This window comes from Stenotrophomonas sp. ATCM1_4, assembly GCF_004348115.1.
GTDB lineage: Bacteria > Pseudomonadota > Gammaproteobacteria > Xanthomonadales > Xanthomonadaceae > Stenotrophomonas > Stenotrophomonas capsici.
This window is the reverse complement of the sequence record NZ_QPFB01000001.1, coordinates 956,855-981,268: the sequence shown is the minus strand read 5'-3', so window position 1 is coordinate 981,268 and position 24,414 is coordinate 956,855. Positions and strand designations below refer to the sequence as shown.

The 24,414-nt window shown below is 65.2% G+C and carries 21 protein-coding genes; 5 read left to right on the top strand and 16 right to left on the bottom strand.

Features of this window, described 5'->3' with window-relative positions:
• Nucleotides 1-116: 116 nt before the first annotated feature.
• Nucleotides 117-596 carry an MgtC/SapB family protein gene (locus ATCM_RS04730; RefSeq protein ID WP_132863095.1) on the top strand — a complete coding sequence of 160 codons (480 nt, stop codon included), beginning with the start codon at nucleotides 117-119 and terminating at the stop codon, nucleotides 594-596.
• Between the two features lie 31 nt (nucleotides 597-627).
• On the opposite strand, the gene ATCM_RS04725 is transcribed toward ATCM_RS04730, so the two are convergent.
• Both ATCM_RS04725 and ATCM_RS04720 read right to left on the bottom strand, forming a co-directional pair.
• Nucleotides 628-1,779, bottom strand: coding sequence for a metallophosphoesterase (locus tag ATCM_RS04725; RefSeq protein ID WP_132863094.1), 1,152 nt, complete (start codon nucleotides 1,777-1,779; stop codon nucleotides 628-630).
• 186 nt (nucleotides 1,780-1,965) lie between these two features.
• Entirely contained in the window at nucleotides 1,966-3,783 is a 1,818-nt protein-coding gene (locus ATCM_RS04720; protein WP_132863093.1) for a DUF885 family protein, read from the bottom strand.
• A gap of 219 nt (nucleotides 3,784-4,002) precedes the next feature.
• Here ATCM_RS04720 and ATCM_RS04715 point away from each other — a divergent pair, with 219 nt between their 5' ends.
• Nucleotides 4,003-5,274, top strand: coding sequence for an amino acid permease (locus ATCM_RS04715; RefSeq protein WP_243693957.1), 1,272 nt, complete (start codon nucleotides 4,003-4,005; stop codon nucleotides 5,272-5,274).
• Nucleotides 5,275-5,659: 385 nt separating this feature from the next.
• Nucleotides 5,660-5,905 carry a hypothetical protein gene (locus ATCM_RS04710; RefSeq protein WP_132863092.1) on the top strand — a complete coding sequence of 82 codons (246 nt, stop codon included), beginning with the start codon at nucleotides 5,660-5,662 and terminating at the stop codon, nucleotides 5,903-5,905.
• A gap of 487 nt (nucleotides 5,906-6,392) precedes the next feature.
• On the opposite strand, the gene ATCM_RS04705 is transcribed toward ATCM_RS04710, so the two are convergent.
• The 5 genes from ATCM_RS04705 to ATCM_RS04680 form a co-directional block, all read right to left on the bottom strand.
• Nucleotides 6,393-7,412: an SDR family oxidoreductase gene (locus tag ATCM_RS04705; RefSeq protein WP_132863091.1), complete on the bottom strand. Its 1,020-nt coding sequence runs from the start codon at nucleotides 7,410-7,412 to the stop codon at nucleotides 6,393-6,395.
• A 389-nt stretch (nucleotides 7,413-7,801) separates the two neighbouring features.
• Nucleotides 7,802-8,815 (bottom strand): DNA topoisomerase IB, encoded by a 1,014-nt coding sequence (locus ATCM_RS04695; RefSeq protein ID WP_343145379.1) that lies wholly within the window; start codon nucleotides 8,813-8,815, stop codon nucleotides 7,802-7,804.
• Nucleotides 8,816-8,878: 63 nt separating this feature from the next.
• Complete coding sequence (locus ATCM_RS04690) at nucleotides 8,879-9,235, bottom strand: BON domain-containing protein (protein WP_132863088.1); 357 nt, start codon at nucleotides 9,233-9,235, stop codon at nucleotides 8,879-8,881.
• A gap of 239 nt (nucleotides 9,236-9,474) precedes the next feature.
• Nucleotides 9,475-9,978: a lipocalin family protein gene (locus tag ATCM_RS04685; protein WP_132863087.1), complete on the bottom strand. Its 504-nt coding sequence runs from the start codon at nucleotides 9,976-9,978 to the stop codon at nucleotides 9,475-9,477.
• A gap of 121 nt (nucleotides 9,979-10,099) precedes the next feature.
• Entirely contained in the window at nucleotides 10,100-10,885 is a 786-nt protein-coding gene (locus tag ATCM_RS04680) for a GIY-YIG nuclease family protein (RefSeq protein ID WP_165931123.1), read from the bottom strand.
• 165 nt (nucleotides 10,886-11,050) lie between these two features.
• Between ATCM_RS04680 and ATCM_RS19065 the strand changes: the two genes are divergently transcribed.
• Nucleotides 11,051-11,215, top strand: a complete 165-nt coding sequence (locus tag ATCM_RS19065; RefSeq protein WP_165931122.1) for a hypothetical protein — start codon at nucleotides 11,051-11,053, stop codon at nucleotides 11,213-11,215.
• A gap of 78 nt (nucleotides 11,216-11,293) precedes the next feature.
• Here ATCM_RS19065 and ATCM_RS04675 read toward each other — a convergent pair whose 3' ends face one another.
• Entirely contained in the window at nucleotides 11,294-12,085 is a 792-nt protein-coding gene (locus ATCM_RS04675) for a heme-binding beta-barrel domain-containing protein (protein ID WP_207911774.1), read from the bottom strand.
• Here ATCM_RS04675 and ATCM_RS04670 point away from each other — a divergent pair.
• Nucleotides 12,084-12,635: an SMI1/KNR4 family protein gene (locus tag ATCM_RS04670; protein ID WP_165931121.1), complete on the top strand. Its 552-nt coding sequence runs from the start codon at nucleotides 12,084-12,086 to the stop codon at nucleotides 12,633-12,635. The two genes, ATCM_RS04675 and ATCM_RS04670, sit on opposite strands and share 2 nt — an antisense overlap.
• 205 nt (nucleotides 12,636-12,840) lie before the next feature.
• Here ATCM_RS04670 and ATCM_RS04665 read toward each other — a convergent pair whose 3' ends face one another.
• The 8 genes from ATCM_RS04665 to ATCM_RS04635 all read right to left on the bottom strand — a co-directional run bounded on the left by ATCM_RS04665 (nucleotide 12,841) and on the right by ATCM_RS04635 (nucleotide 24,339).
• Nucleotides 12,841-13,653, bottom strand: coding sequence for an aminoglycoside adenylyltransferase family protein (locus ATCM_RS04665; RefSeq protein ID WP_132866071.1), 813 nt, complete (start codon nucleotides 13,651-13,653; stop codon nucleotides 12,841-12,843).
• 324 nt (nucleotides 13,654-13,977) lie between these two features.
• Entirely contained in the window at nucleotides 13,978-14,226 is a 249-nt protein-coding gene (locus ATCM_RS04660) for a hypothetical protein (protein ID WP_132863083.1), read from the bottom strand.
• Nucleotides 14,227-14,619: 393 nt separating this feature from the next.
• Nucleotides 14,620-15,015 carry a hypothetical protein gene (locus ATCM_RS04655; protein WP_132863082.1) on the bottom strand — a complete coding sequence of 132 codons (396 nt, stop codon included), beginning with the start codon at nucleotides 15,013-15,015 and terminating at the stop codon, nucleotides 14,620-14,622.
• Complete coding sequence (locus tag ATCM_RS04650) at nucleotides 15,003-19,550, bottom strand: RHS repeat-associated core domain-containing protein (protein WP_132863081.1); 4,548 nt, start codon at nucleotides 19,548-19,550, stop codon at nucleotides 15,003-15,005. Before ATCM_RS04650 ends, ATCM_RS04655 begins: the two co-directional genes overlap by 13 nt.
• Nucleotides 19,551-19,568: 18 nt before the next feature.
• Nucleotides 19,569-19,697, bottom strand: a complete 129-nt coding sequence (locus ATCM_RS19420) for a hypothetical protein (protein WP_263863683.1) — start codon at nucleotides 19,695-19,697, stop codon at nucleotides 19,569-19,571.
• Nucleotides 19,694-21,313, bottom strand: a complete 1,620-nt coding sequence (locus tag ATCM_RS04645; protein ID WP_132863080.1) for a hypothetical protein — start codon at nucleotides 21,311-21,313, stop codon at nucleotides 19,694-19,696. The genes ATCM_RS19420 and ATCM_RS04645 overlap by 4 nt, the downstream gene beginning before the upstream one ends.
• 20 nt (nucleotides 21,314-21,333) lie before the next feature.
• Nucleotides 21,334-23,577 carry a type VI secretion system tip protein TssI/VgrG gene (gene tssI, locus ATCM_RS04640; protein ID WP_132863079.1) on the bottom strand — a complete coding sequence of 748 codons (2,244 nt, stop codon included), beginning with the start codon at nucleotides 23,575-23,577 and terminating at the stop codon, nucleotides 21,334-21,336.
• A 267-nt stretch (nucleotides 23,578-23,844) separates the two neighbouring features.
• Complete coding sequence (locus tag ATCM_RS04635; RefSeq protein WP_132863078.1) at nucleotides 23,845-24,339, bottom strand: hypothetical protein; 495 nt, start codon at nucleotides 24,337-24,339, stop codon at nucleotides 23,845-23,847.
• Nucleotides 24,340-24,414: the final 75 nt, after the last annotated feature.

Sequence of the window (24,414 nt, the reverse complement as noted above, 5' to 3'; positions counted from 1 at the left end):
GGGCCGTTTTCGCATGTGTCGCCGGGCGTCATGGCCTCACGCCGGCGCACGCGCGGGGCTGCTAGGGTACCGATGACGCGGAAGCCCCGTCTGCCGGTCGCTGGAGGCATCGACGCATGATCAGTCCATTCGCGGTCAGCCAGACCCTGGCCAATGAGTTTTCACTGCCCGACGCCGAAACCCTCACCGTGGTCGGCGCCCGCCTGTTGACGGCCATCGCGCTCGGCGGCGCGCTGGGACTGGAGCGCGAGAGCAAGGGACGTGCCGCCGGGTTGAAGACGCACATCCTGGTTTCGGTGGGTTCGGCGCTGTTCGTCCTGGCGCCGCTGCAGATGGGCGTTGCGCCCGGCGACGTCACCCGGGTCATGCAGGGCATCGTCTCCGGCATCGGCTTCCTGGGCGCCGGCGCCATCCTCAAGCTGGACAACGAAGAACGCATCCAGGGGTTGACCACGGCCGCAGGCATCTGGATGACCTCGGCCATCGGCATGGCCGCGGGCATGGGCATGTACCTGGCAGCCGGTTTCACCACCTTGGCCGCGCTGGCCGTGGTCAGTGCCCTGCCCCACCTCATGCCCGAAAAGAAGAACGACTGATCCATCCACGGCAGGCCGCCGCGCCAGGCTGCTATCGCGTGCGCAACACCAGCACGTCGATGCTGGAAGACACCCCCAGCCGCGCGGTGAAACCGTCCCATTGCCCGGCGCCGGCGCTGACGAACAGGGTCATGTCGCGCACCTTGTACTCGCCCCGCACATAGCCATCATTGAACGGTGCCACCACAAGGCGGTCGAAGCCCAGCAGATGACCGCCGTGCGTATGGCCGGAGATCTGCAGGTCCACCGCCCCGCTCCTGGACGCATTGCGCGCCTGCTTGGGCTGGTGGGCGAGCAGGATGTGCACGTCGCTGCCCTGCGCGCCCGCGATCACCTTCGACAGGTCCGGCGCCATGCCGCCGCGCACATAGGGACGGGGTTTCAACGCGGCCAGATCGCCAATGCCGGAGATCGCCAGGGTGCGGCCATGGATGGACAGCTTCGCGGTCTGGTTCTCCAGCACGCCCAGCCCCATCCGCCGGAAGTGGGCCATCCATGCGGTGTAGTCGTAGTAGTACTCGTGGTTGCCCGGGGCCAGCCACACCCCATACGGCGCCTTCAACTGCGCCAATGGCGCAGCGAACCGACCCGACGCCTCCAGGCCGCCGTCGGCCATGTCGCCCGGCAGCACGATCAGGTCGGGCGTGGCGGCCAGCACCTCGTCGACGATGCGCTGGGTCCGCCAGGCGCGCTTCACCGGGCTGATATGCAGGTCCGCCAGCACCGCCACCCGCACCCCGTCCAGCTCCGCGGGCAGGTTCGGCACGACCAGGTCGCGTTCCTGCACCTTGGGCGGACGCAGGCCGTTGGCAATGCCCCAACTGGCCAGCAGGACGATGGCGACCGCGGCAACGTCGTTCAACCGCGCCCCGTGCCAGACCGTGGCCAACGTCGACGTGCGCGCGAGCAGGCGACTGGCCAGCCAGCCCAGCGTGCGCAGCAGCAGGAAGGCCAACAGCAGCACGAACATCACCAGCACCCAGCCGAACACCAGCTGGACCCAGGCCACCACCTCGTACGCGAGCCAGTCCAGCCGCCACAGCGTGGCGAAGCCAAGTCCGACGAAGGCCAGCCCCATGGTCAGGGAAATGCGCCAACGGCGCTGCCGCCTGCTGAGCGCGTTGACCGGCAGCCACAACCACAGCGCCAGCAACGGCAGGATCAGGGAAACAAGGAGCGTCATCATTGATTGCGACAACCGCGATGCAGGCTTCGCCCGCCGTCAGGCCGCCAGGAAGGACTCAAGGGGATGCCACGTACTTTGACACAGCCTGATTGCCGGGAAGGTAGCGGCGGCTGAACTGCTGTGTTTGGTTTTCAGGGGCCACCTTCGCCCCTCTCCCGCGGCCGGGAGAGGGGGAGCGCCGGCTTACTTCGCCTTTGCCGCGATCCAATCGTTGATCTTGGCATCGAGCACATCCAGCGGCACCGAGCCGTCCTTCAGGACTTCGGCATGGAACTCGCGGATGTCGAACTTGTCACCCAACTGCTCCTGCGCACGCTTGCGCAGCTCCTGGATCTTCAGCTCGCCGGTCTTGTAGGCCAACGCCTGGCCCGGCCATGCGATGTAACGCTCGGCCTCGGCGATGGCATCGGGCTCGCTCACCGAGGAGTTCGTGAACATGTAGTCCAGCACCTGCTGGCGGGTCCAGCCCTTGGAATGCAGGCCGGTGTCCACCACCAGGCGCACCGCGCGCCACAACTCGCCCTGCAGGCGGCCGAAGTAGCTGTACGGGTCGGTGTACACGCCCAGGTCCTTGCCCAGGCTCTCGGCATACAGGCCCCAGCCCTCGATGAAGGCGGTCTCGCCACCGAAGCGGCGGAATGCCGGCACGTCCTTCAGCTCCTGCTGCAGTGCCAGCTGGAAGTGATGGCCCGGAATGGCCTCATGCAGGAACAGGTCCTCCGCGTCCCAGGTCTTGCGGGTCGGCAGGTCGTAGGTGTTCACGTAGAAGATGCCCGGGCGCGTGCCGTCCTCGCTCGGCTGCATGTACTCGCCACCGGCGGCCGACTTGGCACGGAAGGCCTCGATCGGGCGGATCTCGAAGCCCGCCTTCGGGGTCAGCGAGAACAGCTTGGGCACGTTGGCGTTGATCTTCGCCTCCAGGCCACGGTAGTGCTCCAGCAGCGCCGGCTCGGATTTGAACTCGAACTGCTTGTCGTTCTGCATGAACTTGAAGAAGTCCTGCAGCGAGCCCTTGAAGCCGACCTCCTCCATCACCTTGCGCATCTCGCCGTGGATGCGCTCCACTTCCCTCAGGCCGATCTCGTGGATCTGCTCCGGGGTCTGCGCGGTGGTGGTGCTTTCCTTGGCATTGAACGCGTACCACGCCTTGCCGTCCGGCAGGGAATCCAGGCCCACCGTTTCGCGGGTCGCCGGCAGGTACTCGTTGGCGATGAAGTCACGCTGCTTCTTGATCGCCGGCATCAGCTGGTCGGCGATCAGGGTGCGGAACGCGGCGGTCAAGCGTTCCTTGTCCGCCTGCGGGAAGTCCGCCGGCAGCGACTTGATCGGCCCCCAGAACTGGCTGTCCTCCGGCTTGGCGGTGATGATCTCGTCGAACTGCGGCACCACCTTTTCCATCAGCACGCGCGGCTGCACCACGCCGGCCTTCATGCCTTCGCGCATGTTGGCGATCTCGGTATCCAGCAGCACCGGCACACGCGCCGCGCGCGCCAGCCAGTTGTCGTAGTCCTTCACCGTCTTGAACGGCTGGGCGACCTGGCCCGAGCCCAGCATCACCGCATAGCTCACGGTCGAGCCCATCTGGTTGACCGGCATCATCCAGGACGGGAACTTCTCCCCTTCCAGCGACTGCTTCTGCTCTTCCACGAAGATGCGGTAGCTCAGCAGGTCCTGGCCGCTCAGGCCGGCCTCGCCCACGGCCTCCACCTTGCCCAGCCACTCGGTGGTGAAGTCATGGCTCTGCGCGCGGAACTGCGCCGAGCCGAAGTCCGGCAGCTGGTCGTTGTAACGGTTGTCGCCCTGGAAGGTGGCCTGCAGCGGGTTCTGCTTGAGCACGCCTTCCCAGTAGTCGGCATACAACTGGTTCAGCTGCGCGGCCTTGTCGGCCTGCGGCGCCTGGCTGGCGGTCTCGCCGGCCTTGGGCTCGGAGGACGGAGAACAGGCGGCCAGCACGGTGGCCAGGGACAACGAGACGGCAAACGCCAGGGGACGCAGCTTCATGGAAGGTTTCCAGGGTAAGTACAAGACCGGCAGCGTCGGTGCTGCCGAAGCACCCGGAAAGGGCCAAAGGTCACTGGTGGCGGCCGGAATTCGCGCTCCGGTCGGCAAACCGTCATAATTCACCGCCACGCCGCCCGTCCGGGCCGGCCACACCCCTTGCTTCCTGCCCCGCCCACCGCCTTCCGGCACGTGGCCAGGGCCCTTGCCGTTGCTGTAGTCATGACGAATTCGCGCCGCCCGCTGGGCTTCTGGTCCGCCACTGCCCTGGTCGTGGGCAGCATGATCGGCTCGGGAACCTTCCTGTTGCCGGCCACCCTCGCCCCGTACGGCGCCGCCACCCTGGTCGGTTGGGGCATCACCCTGTGCGGCGCCCTGCTGCTGGCCGTCACCTTCGCCCGGTTGGCCCGGCGCTGGCCGCAGACCGGTGGCCCGTATGTGTTTGCGCGCAACGCCTTCGGCGAACTGCCAGGCTTCGTGGTGGCGTGGAGCTATTGGATCTCGATGTGGTGCGCCATTGCCGCCATCGCGGTGGCCTTCGCCGGCAGCATCGGGGCGATCTTCCCGCAACTCACCGCGACCCCGGTACGCGCCGCCAGCTGCGGTCTGGTCGCGCTGTGGCTGTGCGCGGGCGTGAACCTGCTCGGTGTACGCGAAGCCGGTCGCCTGCAGCTGCTGACCACGGTGCTGAAGGTGGTCCCGCTGTTGCTGTTCGGCCTGGTCGCGCTGTGGTTCGTCGATACCAGCCACTACGTTCCGTTCAACCCGACGGCCGAGTCGCTGGGCAGCGTGGCCGCCAGCACCGTGGCCCTCACGTTGTGGGCCATGATCGGGCTGGAAGCGGCGACCGTGCCGGCCGAATCGGTCGATGACGCGCCGCGTACCGTCGCCCGCGCCACCGTGGCCGGCACCGCCATTGCCGGCATCGCCACCGTGCTGGCCTGCACCACCGTGCTCGGCCTGCTGCCGGCCGACGTGCTCGCCAACTCCGGCGCGCCCATGGCCGATGCCGCCGCCGCGTTGTGGGGGCCGACCGCCGGCATGCTGCTGGCCGTGGTGATGGCGGTGTCCTGCGTGGGCGCGCTCAATGGCTGGACGTTGCTGTCGGCACAGCTGCCGATGGCCGCCGCGCGCGATGGCGTGCTGCCGCGTGCCTTTGCCCATGAAACCCGGCGTGGCGCGCCGGCATTCGGGGTGATCGTCAGCTGCCTGCTGGCCACCGTGCTGGTCATCTGCAACTACAACCGTTCGCTGGTGGACCTGTTCAAGTTCTCGGTGCTGCTCTCCACCGCTGCAACGTTGCTGCCCTATCTGGTTGGCGCGGCAGCCTGGCTATGGCGTGGCACCGGCCTGGTGTCGCGCGTCGTCGCCGCGGGCGCATTGGCCTTCAGTCTGTATGCGGTCATCGGCATCGGTACCGAGGCCCTGCTCTGGGGCGTCGGCCTGATCATCGCCGGCCTGCCGATCTACTTCGTGCTACGCCGCCAACGATAGTGGCGGCCGCCACCGCGAAGCCGGCGACGCATGCACACCGGGTACGCCACGCCTGCGTGGCAAGGCGTTCAAGCTCTGGTCCAACTAGCGCCTTCTGACTTCACCCTGCAGGCGTGAAGACAGAAGGTCGCATAGCTGGTGAAGCAAGCCTATCGTCGCGACGATTAAGACATCGTTACATCGCGCGGATATCTGCGCCGCGGTAGATGACACATCGTTCTACCCTTCTGCCCGAGTCTCATCAGGGGGAGAGGCAATGCCCGCAGATGTTACGTGCATGTCCAGATGTCCGGCGTGTCCTGCTGACCACACTGACTGAGCGCGCCATGGAAACCGGCGTACCCTGCTTTCATCTGCTGCGACGGCGACATGCCAGGACTGCATGATGGAAACAATGCTGACCCGTGACGATATCGACCATTGGCTGCAGGGCATCGCACTGCGTACGCGCGACAGGCTGGCCAACGCCCGCTCCGGCGACATCGCGGTGTTTGTCGCGCGCGAAGTCGATAGAATCCGGCCACGCGTCCCCGCGCCTGACCGCGCGTACTTCCATGACCAGTTGCGTGCGCTGCTCGATGAGATCAGCAGCATCACCGCCGGCAAGCCGCGTGATGATGCCCTGCATTGACGGTGTACGGCTCCAACCCCGCATGTTCATGCACAAGGATCGGACAAACATGAATCATTGCCCCCGAAGGACCATGCCGATGGCACAAAGTGTGAAGCCCTGACTTGTTCAGCCGGCAGTTGCCCTCTAGATATGAACCAGCGGGGGGTCCGAACCACACACTGACGGAGTCAGCCTCATGGGATCGGTATCCATGTACCTTGAAGGCCCAGGCCGGGAGCGCCGGCCAGTCACACTGCTCGCCAGCGAGCCCACCCAGGTTCGCCCGGGTTCAAGCGACGGCATTCGCATCGCGCATCGACGCTCTTCGGAGATCCAGATGCGGACCTTGGTCGACGACCACGGCAACATCGCGCGCCAGGTGGATTACGACGGCTACCGCTACAAGTTCCAGGGCTCGGAGATGCACTGGGACCTGATCGTTGGATGAGCGGAAAGCCCCCTCCCGGGGGCTTTCCTTTTTCTTCAAGCAATCACCGCACCACGCTCAGCCGCGCGGGCCACCCATCACCGGCAGGATCACGCCATTGATATAGCTCGCGGTCACCGGGGACGCCAGGAACACATAGGCCGGCGACAGCTCCTCCGGCTGCGCGGGCCGGCCCATGTCGCTGTCCTTGCCGAACGCAGCCACATCGTCCGCCGCCTTGTCCGCGGGATTGAGCGGTGTCCACACCGGCCCTGGCGCCACGCAGTTGACGCGGATGCCGCGTTCCAGCAACTGTGCCGCCAATGATCGGGTGAAGGCATGGATAGCCCCCTTGGTGGCGGAATAGTCAATCAGCGATGGGCTGCCGAAGATGCCGGTTTCCGAGCCGGTGTTGAGGATGCAGGCGCCCTCCTTCATGTGCGGCAGCACCGCCCTGGCCATGTGGATGTAACCGGCGATATTGGTCTGCAGTGTTTCCTGCAGTTGGGCATCGCCAAGATCTTCCAGCCGGTGACAGTGCAACTGGAAGGCAGCGTTGTTGACGAGGATCTCGACCCCGCCATACGCCGCGACCACCTGGCGGACCGCAGCGCTGCAGAAGCCGGGGTCACGCACGTCGCCGCTGATAACCAGGCAGCTCGCGCCCTCCCGCTCCACCTGTGCGCGGGTCGTTTCGGCGTCCTGGTGCTCGTCCAGGTACAGCAATGCCACGTCGGCGCCTTCGCGCGCGAACAACACCGCCACCGCACGACCAATGCCGGAGTCGCCCCCGGTGATGATCGCGCGCATGCCGCGCAGTTTGCCGCTGCCGTGATACGCCGAGGCCAGGTAGCGCGGGGCCAACTCCAGCTCCGCCTCCACGCCGGGCTTGGGCAGATGCTGGGCTGGCATGCGCACGGGTTGGTGGCGCACCCCGGCCTGGACACCCGCGCGTGGCTTCGGCTTCTTGTCCGCACGTGCATCGGCCTTGTCGGTCCGCGCCTGCAACTGGCGCTGGCGGGCGGCCGTGGTCGCGGCGGCGTTCTTGCCGACGGCCTTCTTCGCCGCACTGTGCCCGGTCTTCTTTGCGGGGCTCATATGTGAATGCTCCGGGTATGGCGCAGAATCGGGGGGACGTTCACGCCGAGGCGGGCTGAGCAGGACGTGCGCAGTGCTCGCAGCAGAAGACGGAGCCCGCTGCCTCCACGCCGTGCCCGATGACCGCGCATCCGCAATGCGCGCACCGCGGTGCCATCGCATGGATGGCACATTCGAACGAATCGAAGGTGCCGGTTGCTTCACCCTGGGTCACGGTGAAGCAGTGTGCATAGTTGTTGCCACAAACATCGCAGATAGCCATCTGCTGTTCCTCGCGTGATCAAGCGGGAAGGAATTCTCCACGTGCGCACCGGCCGGCAAGGTGAAAACAGGTAAACGTACCGTGTAGGCGATGCCTGGAGCAGCTAGCCCCCTGCTCGCGCCTGCGATCAGCGCGTTCGCCCCGCGCCCTTCCCGTTCCGGTGATGCGCGCGCAGGATGCGCAGCACCGCGCTTTCGCGGGCACGCGCTCCCCGCAATGTACGCAGGGGTTCCAATGCCCCCGCATGCCAGGCATCGAACACGCAGGGGTCCACATAGGCCCTGCGACAGACCGCCGTGGTATTGCCCAGCACGGCCGCCACCGCATCCATCACCTGCCGTTCCACCGTGGCCGCTGCAGCGGGGTCGGCGGCGTATCGCGCCAGTTCGAACGCGGCGGCGGCGGTACCGCCCCAGGTTCGGAAGTCTTTCGCGCTGAACGCGCCTCCCATGGCCTGCCGCAGGTAGTGATTGATGTCCCCCGAATCGATCGGCACGGCCGTTCCCTGCGCGTCCACGTACTGGAACAACGATTGACCGGGAAGTTCCTGGCAGCGGCGGAGCAGGCGCACCAGTTGTGGGTCATCGATTGCATGGCGCTGCCTGCGCCCGGACTTCCCGGTGAACTCCAGCAACAGACCACCTCCGGCGCATCGGCCCAGATGTCGGTTGCGTAGCGTCGTCAACCCATACGAGCCATTGCCGCGGGCGTAGGCGTCATTGCCCACCCGGGCCAACGTGCGCCCCATCACCGCGATCACCAGCGCCAGCACTTTCTCGCGCGGCAAGCCGGGCAGCCGCAGGTCGGCACGCACCTGGCGGCGCAAGTGTGGCAACGCCGTGCCGAACTCCACCAGGTGCGCGAACTTGTCGGCGCTGCGCCGCCGGGTCCAGTCGGGGTGGTAACGGTACTGTTTGCGTCCGCGGGCATCACGACCGGTCGCCTGCAGATGGCCATCAGGAGCCGCGCAGATCCACACGTCGCGGTAGGCCGGCGGTATGGCCAGTGAACGTATGCGTTCGAGCGTGGCCGCCTGCACCACGGGTTTGCCGTTGGCGTGTACGTAGCGAAACCCACGCCCGCAACGCAGCCTTCGTATTCCCGGCGCGTCGTCACTGACATATCTAAGGCCTGCGCCCATCGCCATGCGCTCCTTCCCTGCCCCTTGCGGGCAGCGGCCCGTCGCCGCTGCCCGCCATCATCCTCAGCGGGCCGGTGCCCCCATGACCCGGATGCCGGTCGCATCCACCTGCTTCACACCCTGGATACCGCGCGCAACCGCGACGGCACGTTCCTTCTCGGGTTGGCTGCTTACCGTGCCACTCAGGTTCACCGTGCCATTGATGGTCTCCACCTTGATCTCAAGGCCAGGAACGTTCGAGGTCGTCAACAGGTCCGCCTTCACCTTAGTCGTGATCCAGGCATCGCTGCCCGGCTGTTCCGAGTCCGCCTTGGCCTCTTCGCGCTCGGTCGGCGGGTTCTCGGCGCTGACGATGGCGGCCGAGGCACACAGCGGCAATGCAGCCAGCAGGGCCCAACGGCTGAGTAGTGCTCGTTTCATGGATTTCTCCTTTGACGGAGCAGGTCAGCTCCAGGTCCAGCATCCGCCTGCGCGGGTTAACCAGCCGCATCAGCGGCACATCGGTTGCTCATGCGCCGATGACAATCATGTACATCGCCACTACCACGGCGGGATGCTGATGATCAGCGCAAGGATGATGACGATCGCGCCGATGATGGCTATGTTCCTCTTGGACAGAAGGCGACGACGTTTCATGGCTACCTGCTCCGGTGCGGGACTCAGGCCGACGTCGGCGGATAGACCGCACCGGATTGCTCCGGCCAGATCAGGTCGGACAGGTCATAACCCTGCATGCGCGCCACATTCAGCCATTCCTCGGCGACGCTGCGCTCCATGTGGCCCTGCCGGTGCAGCAGCCACAGGTAGTTCCGTGACGGCTCACCGACCAGCGCGGTCTGGTAGTCCGCGTCGATCTTCAGCACCCAGTAGTCGCCCTTGGTGAACGGCACCCATTGCAATGCCTCGGGCAGGAAGCTCACCTCCAGCCGCGCATTGCTCTCGTCCACCGCGCGTGCCGTGCCCACCGACTGCTCCAGCTCGCGCTTTTCGTTGATGCAGGAGTTGACCACGCGGATCGAGCCGTCCTCGTTCAACGAGTAGTCCGCGGTGATGTCGCGCGCGCCCACATCCTCGTGGCGCATCGGCTTGCGCGCGATCTCGAACCAGAGGCCGAGGTAGCGCTCGATATCCAGGTGCGGAACGCTCAGTACTTCAGTGTCCATTGCGGTCTCCCATGTGCATGAAGTCATGAGAGCAAGCGCGCCTTTAGCGGCACGTGAAAGGAACCGGCCGCGGCCCTCACCGGACACTCATCCGGCTTGACGGGGGTGCAACGGCAACGCGTCAGAGCGGCAGGATCTCCACGCTTGCGCGCAGGATCGGCCCGACCAGTATCTGGTAGCCGTCCAGGTCGAACCCGACTTCGGGGCGGCTCAGCGCCGCGGCCCGCGCGAGGCTGTCCACGCTCCCCAGATAGGCCCAGTTGCGGATGACGTGTATCTGCCGAAGCCCATCGCACTGCTCCACGATCCCGATGCCGCCGGCATAGGGCCACACGCGCCGGTGGTGCGCGCGAAGCGCCTCGTGCAGCCGTCGGCGGTGTTCTTGCATCGGAAGCTGACCACAGCATGCGCCCGCGCAGCGCCCAAGCCGGTACCGGAAACAGGGCTGCCCCGCCGTCGACGGCTCCAGCCCCAGCACCGAACAGCAGAGCCCATGCGCATCGGCCAACGTACGCAGCAGGGCCTGCGCGGCGAACCTGCTGGCGAAGACCCCGTAGGCGGTGGCAGCAGCGCCGAGCGCATGGACATTGCGGATCTCGGGCGTGTCCCCGGGCAGGGTGATGCCCAGCAGACGCCGGTGCCGCCGCAGGCGGATGTTGAAGACCGGGAGCTGCTGCTTCACCAGCCGGGCCTCCAGCAACTGTGCGCCGATGTCGCCGGCCGTGCGTACATGGCGGACGCGTCGCGCCCGCTCCAGCATGCGACGCGAGCCCGGTGCCCGCAGGTGATCGGCCACGCGACGGCGCAGGTTGATGCTCTTGCCGATGTAGAGCACTTCATCGTCCTGTCCCAGGAAGATGTACACGCCGGGTGCGGGCGGCAGCGCCTGCAGGCCCTGCAATTCCATCGGTGGTTTCATCGGCGCAGGGTACGTCGCCATTGCTTAACGGCCGGGGCATCCACCGCGGTCATCATTGTCAGCGTACCGGCAACGCGACAGCCACGGCATACTAACTGCCCAGCGCGCAGGGTACTGGCACGGCAATGCCTGCCGTGCCGACGGAGCAACGCCATGACCCTCCTGCAAGCCGGTCACCGGCTCGGGATTTCATCGCGGAACGACGCCAAGCCCGTTCCTTCCGACAACCTCCCGCATCCGGCGCCTCGCCGCGAGCCGAACCCCGGTACACCGCCCGAACCCAAGAAGCACCGCGAGCACGACGACGAGGAAGAATGAACGGGGCGTCGGCCTCGCCTTCAAGCACAAGCCCCGCGTAACGGGGCTTGTGCAGAACCGGACGATGGGTAGCGGACGTCAGGCCGGCATCGGCTCCGCGTCCTCTGCGGCGGCCTGCGCCGTTGGATTCAGCACCGGCGCACCGATCCGCGTCAGCGTGTTGCGATCGGTGTGATTGAACGGCTCGGCCTGGCCCGGGATCACCAGCACCGTCGTCTGCTCATACGACCAGTTGCCATCGTCATGGATGGTGACCTCGATGTCGTAACTCTCGGTCCGGAACGCATGTTCCAGGAACGGATTGGAGAGGATGCCGTTGGTGGTGGAGCCGCGCACCGCACGCAGATGGAAGCGTTTAGCGTCCGGCGCGGCCGTGCCGACGGCCATCGCCGTCTGTCCACGCGGGATGGACAGCGTCAGGATGATCGTCCCGGTCGCCGGCTCCCACAGCCAGTGGCCCACCTGGTCGTGAAACGTCTCCACGTCGTCGGGCTTCACGATGCGCGTGTGGTAGCGCAGGCCGTAGAACAGCTGCGGGCCATTGGTCTGTGCGTCAATGGGATGGAGCTCGTAGTGCTCGATGAACGCCTGATGCTCCGGACCGTCCGCCTTGGGATTCACATCCATGCCGCGCTCGCCGCGCCAGACGCCGGCCATGGGTGCCAGCGGGCCCAGGTTGCCCAGCGTGTTGGGATCGGGGGTCGGCTCGGTGTAGATGTCTTCAGGGAATGTGGTCATGGCGCGCAGGGTGTACCGCAGCAGTGAATTGGCGCATTTTACCCGCTGCCACCCCGAATATCCCTGCCGGTGCCGCACCCGCCCGATCCGCGGGCACGGAGCGCCCACCGCCCCGACACAACCGATGCCCATGGACTTCCCTGCCTATCTCACTGAACTCGCGGCCTTGTATGCGGCCAACGATCAGGCCCTGCAACTGGCCCCCGGCGTCAGCGAGGATGCGCTCGCTGACGCCGAACGGGAGCTTGGCTTCACGATCTGCCCGCTGCTGAAGAGCGTCTGGCGTCATGCCAATGGCAGTGAGGATGCCCAGACCGTTTTCGCGCGCCCGGGGTATCTCACCGGCTACCGCTTCCTGTCGTTGCAACAGGCGATGCAGCAATGGCGCGGCATGCACCGGCGCGCGCCCCAGTACCACGGCTACGAGGATCCCCGCCCCCGGGACGTGCGGCTCCAATCCGGTTGGGCGCAGCAGGGCTGGCTGCCCTTCGCCGGCTTCCACGCCCCGATCCTGATGCTGATCCTCGACCACAGCCCTTCCGCGCACGGCCGTCCCGGCCAGATCATCAGCTTCACCCACGACCCGGATGCGATGGACCATGTCTGCGACGGGTTCGCCGCGCTGTTGCCGCTCTCGCTCACGCAGATTGCCGACGCACCCGAGGACCTCCTCCTCGAATGAGTAACCGCGACATGCCCGCCCATCCGCTTAGTCTCCGGGACGCCAAGCCATCGTCCGCGAGCACCTGGACTTCAGCCATTCTCGGCGCCTCCTGCCTGCGCATTCGCCGCCGCAGCCCCGTTGGATCTGCGGGTGTTTGATCGAGGCACTTTCGCCGAGCCTGCCCGAACGCTCTCCCATGCGGCGTACCGACACCGCATATCGCTCACAGCCCGACAGCCCCCTGCCGGCCTGTGTGAAGCACCGTGATGGAATGGCAGGCGTAGCGGATGAAGTCGGCAACCGCATCTGGCTGGCCTGAGAGCGTGTCCGGTGCATGTCCGAGATACGCCGCCCGCGCAGCGGCCAGGACGTGTTGATACCGCTCGTCCAGCAGCGGAAGCAACCAATCGGCGGCATCATCCTTGGCGGCGATCCGGCCGGTGACCGTCGTGTACCAGATGCGCGCCAGCGCCAGAACGATGTTGCGCTCGTCCCCTGCCCAATCTTCCGGCACCTGCCACTGCGCGACGGTATCCTGCAATGCGCGGCGAACATCCGCATCGGGGACCGGCTCGAACAGCGCATCCGGTGAGGGCCCGAACAGCGCGACGCCGTGTGACTGCACCTGCCTGAGCAGAATGGCCAGATCGTGATCAAGCCCGGGCGCCTCGAAGCGGCCCGCGACGATGTCCGACCGCAACCATTCCCCGAACTGCAGCTCCCGGCGCGCGGGATACCGCCATGGCATCACACCGTCGTACGCGACCACCGTCAACTCCAGCGGACGCAACACCGCATCGACAGATGGCGGCGCCGATACCGTCAGCAGATCCACCAGCAATGCATTCCGCACACCCTCATCCGGTGCCACGGCCACGGTGACGAGCAGGTCGACGTCACTCGACGGCTTGAGCCCGCCCAACAGGGCCGAGCCAAACAAATGGACCGCCATGATCGTGTCACCGAGATGGCGTTCAAGCACGCGGTGAACAGCGGCCAGCTGCGGATTGATCGAAGGAACCGGAGAGTCATGCATGCCGGGAGTGTAGCGTCGCCTCCCCTTCGATGCAGGCAATTGGCGGTCGCGCATCTGCGGCGGCACGGGGATCCGCAGCTCAACGGGCCAGGCGGCCCATGCCGCGCCTGGCCCCAACTGCATGCTGACGACGTGGATAGCCGATCAATCCCAGAAATCGATCCTGGTGTAGGAGGTGATGTCCTCGCATGCCATCCCCACCAAGCCCGCCTGCTGACAGGTGACGCGTAATGCTTCATTGCAGACCAGGGCATGACCCAGATCCATGCACAGGAAGGCCGCGGCCTCGGGCACCTTGCCTCCGTCGACTACAAACGCCTCAACCTATTTCAGCACTGGGACCGCCGGGAAATACTTCTGATGCAGCACATCGCCGGTCATCAGGTCCCGCTCCAAAGTACAACGCGAACGCTGCAGATCAATCACCGAAGCCCATGCCGACCAGCGCAGGTAGAAGTACTGCGTCCCCGGCGCTGCACCGTTGGCGAGCACGACATCCAGCGGAATCGCGTCAACGCCGATGTTGAAATGGCGGCACACCGCCAAGAACCGATCGGACGCCATCCAGTTCACGTCCCAATAATCGACGTCCGGTCGCGCGTGTCCAGCCTGGTATATGTAGCCCGATCCTGATCTTCCCTGCGATGGGTCATGATTGAATGCCCTCCACTCCCACGCCCTGTTCAATCGACCCTTGAGCACGGCCGGGAAACCATCGTCATTGGAGACATACTTGACCCGATAGAGCGGCGTGACCTTGGGGCCGGAATGTCAACTTCGTGACGAGATTTTTTCCGGCCACACCTGTGAAGCACACGCCAGCGCATCCGATGCGCTCTCAATCGACAAAGATTCTGGCGAGATACCCGCAGCAGAGGCACAGGCCAAACGACGATTGCCCTGCACGTTACAATGCCTCGATGTCTGATCTCCTACCACGCCTACAACTCAAGCAATGTCCGGGAACTACTTTTTGATCACCTCGCATGGCACGTTACTCTCATCGCCCAACAAGAACTCCCTCAAAGCGAGATCAACCGCCTGAAGGGGCACCACATAGGTTGACGGGTAGTCGACGGCCTGCCCTCCAACTGTCACCTCGGTGAAGTCGTCAACGTCACGCCCAGGGTCAACAATGTTCACGACTTTATCCAGGAAATCCATCGTAACGACATATCCATCACATCCGCCGCCCACAAGAATGTTTCCATCGGAAACAACGATGCACACGAGCGTTCTATCCAACCCATTCAGACGTCCAATCGCATTCATTGCACCATCAAAACTAAGATCATCAATGCGAACAGATTCCGCATACGCGCCGCGGCGCACCTCTTCAGTAAGTTCATTTATTGTGCGCATGGTGCCTTGAAAACTCGGGAGCCAGAGGGAGAGTGAACAAGTATCTCATCAAGCCCCAGTGCTTTGGCAAGCGAACCCACCCCATTTGAGGGGCCGCAGGCATGACACAGATCTCTATCGACCCACATTTCGGCAACCCTGGCCTTACCTACCATTCCAGCATCTACAGCTTGTTGAGCCGCATTTCCCTCAGCATGAAACTTCGTAATGTTGTTTACTGGCCCCGCCGTAAAAGGATTTTTTGGATTTTGAATTCGGCTATTCATACCAATAAACTCACGATCACCAACCTTCAACAATGCGATGGTGTTCTGGGAGTTCTTAACCCCTCCCAAAGCAAGCATGTCCTCATCCGCAACCGACAGGAGACCATTCTGGTCTCTAAAGAATGCGATCGATTCCCACGCACTGCCAGCAGATAACCCCAAAGGATCCACCCAAGCCAAGGGGTTTTTTCCATACCCATACAAATTGATGCTGGTAAGCAACCCCAACGGATCTTGCACCAAGAACGCATCCAAATCGGGGTCGTAGTATCTATACCTATTATAAGCGAGACCCGTCTCTTCATCAGCATATTGCCCTTGCAGGGCGATATTATTACCACCCACGCAATCGGCCGCACCCGAATCACCACTATCAGCCGCAGCACGTTGCCAGACCACATCACCGACAGCATTCAGCAGGCGAAGCGCACTTCCATTCGCGTCAACCTGAAAGATCGATACACCTGCCACTCCCGAGTTTTCGCCACACACCACATACGCCACATCATTGGCATTATTCGACTCTTCATAGAAAGCCGAATTCCCACCTTGTCTGGGCACCAATAAAGGCTCACAACCGGTTGCCACATCACTTTTACTTGGAAAAGAGCCCGTGCAGCCCTCTCCCCTATTTTCACTCTCCCGCCCCAATCTCGACCCAGCACCCAGGATTCCAAGCGGGCTATTAGACTTGCCACTTGCGACCATGGGAGGCGCTATCACCCGTTGGACAATAGAGCCTCGACCGTCGTCCACTGGGCTCGCTCCCCTCCCCACTAGATGAGAGCTCTCCTTTGATTGCAAAGGAGAAGTGACCAACGCCAACGGCACAAACGTCCCCGGGTAGTACACATACTCCCGCACCCGCTCATGCAACATCTCCAGCCGCCGCTGCCTGCGCTTCACTTCCACCAGGCTGGCCACGTTCCCTACCCAGACCGGCACCGCATCCTCGGCGTCATTGGCCTGCTGCACCTCGCCCAGCAGCGCATCTCCATCCCAGAAGAACCACGTCGTCTGCGTCGGATTGCGCTTGAACACCCGACGTCCCAGCGGGTCATAGCCGTAGTGCGTTGATTGCCCGTTGCGGCGGCTCTCCGCCAACCGATGGTTGGCATCCCAGATCAGCGTCAGGTCATCCGGTGCGTCGCCATGCGGTCCTCCCTTGCGCACCAGGTCGCCGGCGCGGTCGAACACGTAGTGCACGCCCTGATAGGTGCCTTCGCGCGTCCAGGTAGTCAGCTCATCTTCGTCGCCGCCCACCATCTTGCGCGCCTGCACCTGCTTCACTTCGGTGCGCAGCCGGTCGCCGGCCGGGTCGTTGAAGTAGCGCTCCACTTCCCGCTTCGGATCAATATGCTCCAACAGGCGACCGATGGCGTCGTAACGGTACTCATCCATGCCCTGCACGCTGTCGCTGCGCCGGGTCAGGTTGCCACTGCGGTCGTAGTCGTAACGCGTCTCGAACAGCGGTGCGGCATCCTTCAGCACCGACTGCGAGGTCAACAGGTTGCGGCTGTCATAGGTGAACTCGCGCTGCAGATGCGGGCTCAGCTGCTCCCGGGTAGTGCGCCCCAGTGCATCGCGCTCCATCGCGATCGGCGGCTCATCGTTGATGGTCACCGACACCGCCTGATCACGCAGGTCGAAGCCGAACGCCACCCGGTTGCCGGCCGAGGTCTCGCGCAGGACGCGGTTGCCGACCGCATCGTAGGCATAGCCCACGCGGAAGCCATCCTGCAGCTCTTCCAGCAACTGTCCTACTTGATCGTACTGCCGCCTGACCGTTCGCGCCGGATTGCGCAGCTCAACGAGCTGCCCCAGCTTGTCGTAGATGAAGTGCTCCTGCACCTGCTGGCCCGGATGACGGACATCGGGCAGCGTCTTGCGGATGATGCGTCCGAGCTTGTCGGTGGTGAAGGCGATCCGCTGGCCCAGCGGGTCCACCGTGGCGGTCAGTCGCCCCGCAGCATCATAGGTGTACCGGCGGGCCTGTCCCCAGTAGTCGACCTCCTCGACAATGCGGCCCAAGGCGTCGCGCACCAACTGGTAGGTTTCACCGCGCTGGTTGATGACCGCGACGAGCTGTTCCTCGGAGTCATACCGATACTCCACGCTGTGGCCATCGGCCTGCAGCCGCTTGCCGATCTGACCGATACCAACGTACTGCAGGCGCGTTTGACCACCAGCTTCATCGGTGTAGCGCACCAGCTGGTCCTCGGCGTCGTACTCGCAGCGCACGCCATTGCCGTCCGGTCCGACCGTGCCCAGCAGGCGTCCCTTGATGTCGTACTCGTAACGACTGACCTGACCGAGTGGGTCCGTCTGCTCCTGCAGGTGGCCCATCGGGTCATGCACGTAGCGGCTCTCGTGGCCCAGTGCATCGATCACCGCGGCCACCAGCCCGTGGCGGTCATAGCGCAGTCGCGTCATCGCCTGTCGGGCATTGGTCTGCGCGAGCAATTGGCCCTGCCGGTCGTAGTCGAAGCAGGTGGTAGCGCCCAGTGGATCCACCTGCGCGACCAACAGGCCCTGCAGGTCGTACGTCTGGCGCCAATCGGCGCCATCGGGTGTACGCAACGACACCATATGGTCGTCCTGGTCGTACTCCATCTGGACCGAGGTGCCGTCGGCACGCGTCAGGCAGGTCAGGTTTCCGTGGGCGTCATAGGCAAAGCCGGTGCGCAACCCCTCCGGGTCAGTCACCGCTACCGTGCGGCCGAAGTCGTCGTACTCGAACAGCGTGACGCCATCGAGCGGGTCGATCTCGCACAGTGGCAACTGGTTTTCATCGAACTTCACCACCGTCAGGTGGCCCAAGGAATCGGTGACGCGCGTCTCCCGCAGCAACCCGTCGTACTCGAAGCGATAGTCGTACAGGCCGCCATTACCCCAGGAGTGCACCACCCTGCCCTGTGCGTCGAACGCATAGTGGAAGGACAGGCCGACGCGATCAGTATGGCGCACCATCCGCTGCTGCTCGTAGCCGAACGTGCGCGGCGCACCCAGTGCATCGACGGCGGCGAGCAGGTCGCCGGCATCGCCATGCCGGTAGCTCACCAGCGGGTGAAGCCGGCCGGTGGCCGGATCGTGCAGGGCCATCCGCTCGATGCGGCCATGGCGCGCATCCACCTCGATGAAGCGCCCCTGCAGGTCATCCACCCCGCTTTCGACGATGCGGACGAGATGGCCATCGCGTCGCTCGAACCGCCAATGATTGCCGTGCGCGTCCTCGATGCGCTCGATGACCAACGCGCCCCTCGCCGGCAACGTGCTCACCCCGCCGGGTTGCAGCACGCCGAATACATACTGCAACCCACCCTTGAAGCGCACCCGCCACTGCCCCTGACCCCGCAGCAACCGGGCACCATCGACAAAGTCCAGGATCGCACCCACCTCGCCATCCACCGCCGGCAGCTCAGGAAAGAACGCCACCTGGTCCGGCGCGGACAGCCAGGCGCTGCCATCGTCCAGGAGTTCCAGGCGGATATCGGCCGGCGTCAGCCAGCCGTTGCCGCACAGGCCCGGCTCTGACCCACGGCGCGAGCCATAGCTGCGCATCCATGCCAATGGCAGGCGGCCGGGAACATGGAAGTCCTGGTGGTTGACCACGACGCTGCCGTCACGGATATCCACCGGTTCGGCACGCAGCACCTTGCACTTGAGGAATCCCGGCGGCAGGTTGCCCCACCGCGCTCGCCGCCAGTTGGCGAATGCGTCCATCTTCTTGCGGAAGAACGCACTCTTGCGCAGCTTGCCCAGCCCCGCGAACGCCGCGCGGAATGCCAGTGCCGTCCACGACACCGTCGGCGGGCCGCCCACGGTGACGCTGGTGGGAATGGCCACGTTCAACCCGGTGGGCAACGACATCGCGCGCAGCGGCTTCTTGGGTTTCTTCACCCGGAACGGGTTGATCATGCCGGCCAGGTTGCAGTCCAGCACCGGCATGGCGAGCCGCGAGAACGGCTCCCCGTCGGCAGACACGGTACGGCTGCCCATGAAGATTTCTTCACCGTCGAACTGCGGCCCCATGGGCGCTGACAACGGCGGCGCCCACACCCCCATCGGGATGTGGATGTCCAGCCCCCCGGTACCGGCGGTGGCGCGATGCACGCCGTTGACCTTGATGGTCGAGCCGATGAACGGGATGTAGTCGAACGGATCCAGCACCAGGCCGATGTGCGGCGTCGGCAGCGGGCTCGGCGGCACCGCGTACATATGGATGTCGATGCCCAACTGGGGGTCGAAATGCTTGGCGGCGATGCTCATGGCAACACTCCCTGTCCGCTATAGCGCGCGCGCCAGAGCGCGCAGGAAAGCCTTTACCTCGTCCCGGTAATCGGCACTGATCCACGCCACGACGGCGATGCCGACGACGATGGCCACGCTCATCCAGAGGATCTTGTTCGACTTCATGCCAGGGCCACTCCCGTGGTCGTTGCGGACGTAGCCGGGCTGGCGGGTGCTGGCTGCAGCAGCGCGGCCGGGTCCGGCAGCGGCTGCATGGCCGGCGGCTCGCTCCACACCGGAATGTCGTGGTCCAGCGGGTGCTCGATGGCCGGTAGGCCATTCCAACCCGGGTCCAGGAAGTCGCGGCCCACCGCCACGATCTTGCGGAAGAACTCGTCGCCCCCCTGGATCACCCGCTCGCGCTCCTGCTGGGCGCGGTGGAAGCTCTGCTCCAACGCGCCATCCAACTGCGCATCGATCCGGTCCAGCTCCGCCCGAGGCGGCAGCGGCCCCAACGCTCGTGCCTGCGCATCGGCTTTTTCAAGCAGGAGCATACTTGCCTGCAGGTAGTGGGCCGACACCTCCTGGAGCTTTTCGCAACGACGCGTGTCCTGCAGCAACAGCAGGTCCCACAGCGCCTGCGGCAAGGTGGTGGCCTTGCGGTCGGCCGGTGACAGGGGCTTGGCGGTCCGCACCGCCTCCAGCAGGTGCGTGCGCGCCGCCTCGCGCTGGCCGGCCTGGAGTTGGCACCAGCCGGCCATGCGTTGCCCTTCCAGCGTGAACATCGGGTGCGGGATGCTGGCGGCCGAGGTGGAGGCCTGAAGGTAGGTCTGGGCGGCACGCTCGGGCTGTTTGGCCGCCAACCAGCAGCCGGCCTCGCCGAACCAGCTCTGCATCACCAGTTCCGGTGCGGCGGCATTGCCGGCCACGCGCGCCCCTTCGGCCGCGCTACGTGCCTGTCGATAGGCGTTGATGGCCTGCGCGTGGTCACCGTGCTTGAGCCATGAACCGGCGAGCATCATCTGCACCACCGACTGTTGCTCCTGCCAGCCCTGGCGCAACGCCAGGCCCTGGGCTCGCTCGGCGCGGGCGGCGACCTGCGCCGGCGTGCCACGCTCGATCAGCAGCATCATGTCGGCCATCAGTTGCCGGTACAGCACCTCCGGGCCGCGCCCGCCCGATTGCGCGGCGGTGTCGCGGGCGATGGAGAACAGGTCCACCTCCGCCGTGATCAAGCCGGCCTTGTCACCCAGGCGATCCAGCAGGCCCTGCCAACGCGGCTGCTCCTGGCTGTCGATCAGCACCAGCCGCAGCCGCGGCCCCGGGCCGGCCGCCAGGGCGGCCTCCACCCAGCGCTCGAAACCCTCGCCCGGCACGCAGCGCTCCGGTTCCAGCACGGCCGCGAGCAACCGCATCTGTTCGCGGTGGTGTTCGACGAAGCTCTCCAGCACCTCCACCACGCCCTTGGCGCTGTCCGCGTGCGCCTCGTGCGGGCCGCGCCAACCCAGCGGCACCTGCTGCTCGCGCAGCTCGTCCTGGCTGGCCAGGTAGCGCTCCAGCAGGTCGCGCTTGATCTGCCGGCTGTAGCGGAAGCCCAGCTCATAGGCGGTGTCGATGCGCAGGAAGTAGTCCGGCGTATCGCGCCCCTCGTCGTGCCGCTGCATTTCGAAGAACGCAGCCAACAGGCGGCTGGCGTTGGCCGGCAGGCGCCACACCAGCAACCGGTGGGCCGGCTCCGCACTGGCCTGCAGCCAGGCATCTCGCAACGCGCTCAAGCCGCGCAGCATCGGGTTGTCCTGCATGCATTGCCTCCCGGGCCGGCTCAGCAGTTGAGCTTGATTTCGCTGCCATTGACCGAGACACCACTGGCATCGATCACCACCACCGAACCCCCGGCGCTGATCGTGATCGCACTGTCGGTGATCTCGATGGATGACCCCCCCACCTTCGCGGTGAGCTTGGTCGCCGACTCCAGGCTCATGTCGCCATCGGACCCCTGGCTGAAGGTGCCGGAGGCGTCCTGCGAGTAGTTGCCGGTCACATCGACCACGCGCGCGCCGACATTGCTGTCGTCCACCTTGCCCTGCACCGCGCGCTTGTCCTCGCCGGTGATGGTGGTCTTGCGCCCCGCATCGAACGTCTCGGTGACCAGGCCGACCACGTTGCGCGTGGACGTCGATGTCACCGTCTCCAGCCAGGTGCCGGTGCGCTGGCTGGTGTAGTCGCCGGTCAGGGTGGTCTTGAACGGGCCGGTGATGGTCTCGGTGTAGCCGGCAGCGGTGATGGTCTTGGTTTCGCCGGCTTCGTACTTCTCGGTGACCGCGCCGGTGACGTTCGTGGTGCGCGTGTCCTTTGCCGTCAACGTGTCCGCGCCGGTCACGGTGATGCCGCGGGTGCCGCCCACGCTGATGTCCTGGTTGGCGCCCACGTCCATGCTGTGGTTCACCGTCACCGACGTGGACTTGTTGTTCTTGACCGTGGCGTTCTGGTCATTGAGCACGGTGGTGACCATGTCACGCTGGGCGCGCATGTTCAGCAGCTCGCCGCCGGCGCTGTCGTGCATGGTGATCTCGTTCCAGCCCGCGCCCTTGACGGTCTTGGACTTCAGGCCGCTGACCTCCATGCCGAAGGGTGGCATGTTCTGCTCGTTGTATACGCGGCCGGTGATGATCGGCCGGTCCGGGTCGCCATCGAGGAAGTCGACGATGACCTCCTGCCCCACGCGCGGCGGCGAGACACCGCCCATGTCTGCACCAGCCCAAGGGCTGGCGCTGCGGATCCAGCACGAGGCGTTCTCGCGGCGATCCAGCTGGCGGTCCCAATGGAACTGCACCTTCACCCGCCCATAGGCATCGGCATGCAGCTCTTCGCCCGGCGGCCCGACCACCGTCGCGGTCTGCGGCCCGGGCATGCGCGGCCACGGCGTGGTGCGCAGCGGCCGGAACGGGATGCGACGGCGCAGGACTTCAGCGCGCATCTCCACGCTCGGCGCTTCGGCGCTGCCGAAGTCACTGGCGAAGTTGTTCCGCCCTTCCCGCTGCAACGCCACCACGAAGAACTCGCGGTCAGCACCGTCACGCCCATGGAAGTCCGGGTGACGCTCCAGGCTGAAGCAACCGCCCGCGTCCAGCTCGCCGGCATTGCCGGCACATTCGAACAACTTGGTCGGCCACACCACCTCTTCGTTGCGCACCGCTGCCAACGCCTGTCCGACACGGCTGTTGGAGAACCGTGCCGCACCGTCGTAGCGGTACTGCTCCAGCGGCGGCAGCAGGCCCAGCGGCACCTCGTTGCCCCGATCGCCATCCAGCTGCTGGCTGGGCTGCTTGAAATCAAAGCTGCGCAACGTCTGCATGCTGGGGCCGACACGGCGACGTGCGCCCCAATGATGCAGGCCGGTCCGTGCCAACGTGCCCTGGTCCGAGACGAAGGAGACCGCCAGCGGGTCACCGTGCACGGTGCTGAGCGTGGAGTCATCGCTGATCACCAGCGTATGCCCGTCCTCGTCATGCACGAAGCTGTAGTAGAGGCCGGCGTCTTCGAGCAGGCGGCTGACAAAGGCAAAGTCCGACTCGTTGTACTGCACGCAGTAGGAGAGCGCCGGCAGCTTGCCGGCATTGAGGTCGTAGCGGTACCGCGCCAGGGCGGAATACCCGTCGAACACCTCCTCGATGATCTGCAGGACGTTCCTGTCCTGGAAGATGCGGCAGTTGCAGGTGTAGTCCAGAAACGCGAACCAGGGAGCCACCTCCGCGCGATAGCTGCTGAACTGTGCCTGCTGGCCGGTGCTGGCGAACTCACGCACGTAGCCGTGCACGCTGCGGTTCCCGAATTCGTCGCCAAGCTGCAGGCGCAGCGGCTGGCCCACCAGTTGCTTGAGCTCCAGCCGGGGCTGGGTGGAAAGCAACTCGATGCGGTAACTGAAGGGCCGCGACGCGCCTTCGGAACCATCGAACTGCTTGACCAGGAATGTCTCCGGCTCCAGTGCCGTCTCCACGCGGATCAGGCGTCGATCCTGATGCAGGCGTTGCACATCCAGGGCGGTAAGCAATGATGCAGCGGACATTGGGCGCTCCGTCGTCCCATGTAGGTCGAGCCCGACTTTGCCATCAGCACCGGGAAAGCGCCATCATTTTGACGCCTCAAAATTCAATCACAAAGCTAAACAAGACGGTTCTGCAGCGCGGCTTGGGAATGCTCCCAATTCAGGCCCTGCATGCACCCAACGCCGACGCACCACCAACCGTGATGCAGGTATGAAAACGGAGTCGGGCCCGCCAAAACGAAGGGCGGCCATTGGCCGCCCTTCGCTTCATTCCCGCTTGCCTTGCGCTCAGTACCCGGACCGGTACACCGGAACGACGGGCACCAGCGGTACGTACTGCACTTCACGGCACCCGTCATAGCGGCTGCAGCTGCCGAAGTACCCCGGGCCCCAGTAGCGCTGGCGCGCATCGCGGTTGTACGGGCTGTTGTAGAAATCCGGCCGGTACATGCCCGAGCCATGGTAGGTGTAGGGCGTGCTGCCGAGCGAGCTGGTCTGGCGCGCCGTGTAGGCTTCCGACTGCGCACCGTCATTGGCGACATAACCGAACTCGTTGTCGTAACGCACGAGCCGGTAGTAGACGGTTTCCCCACCCTGCTTGCGGCTGTGCAGGCGCTCGAGCCGGCCACCGCCGGCGTCGGCATAGGCCTGCCCATTTTCGAACACCACCTCGCTGGGGTTGACCTGTTCTTCCTCCATCGGCGGTGCGGCGTTCGCGCCACATGCGGCGGCAACCAACACCAGTGCCGCGCTCATCCTGATCAATGCCGTGTGACTACGCATGACTATCCTCCGTGATACCGCCCCGGGCCTGCCGGAGCCGATGATTGAGCCTTTGCCGATCCCCTTGGTTGGCCC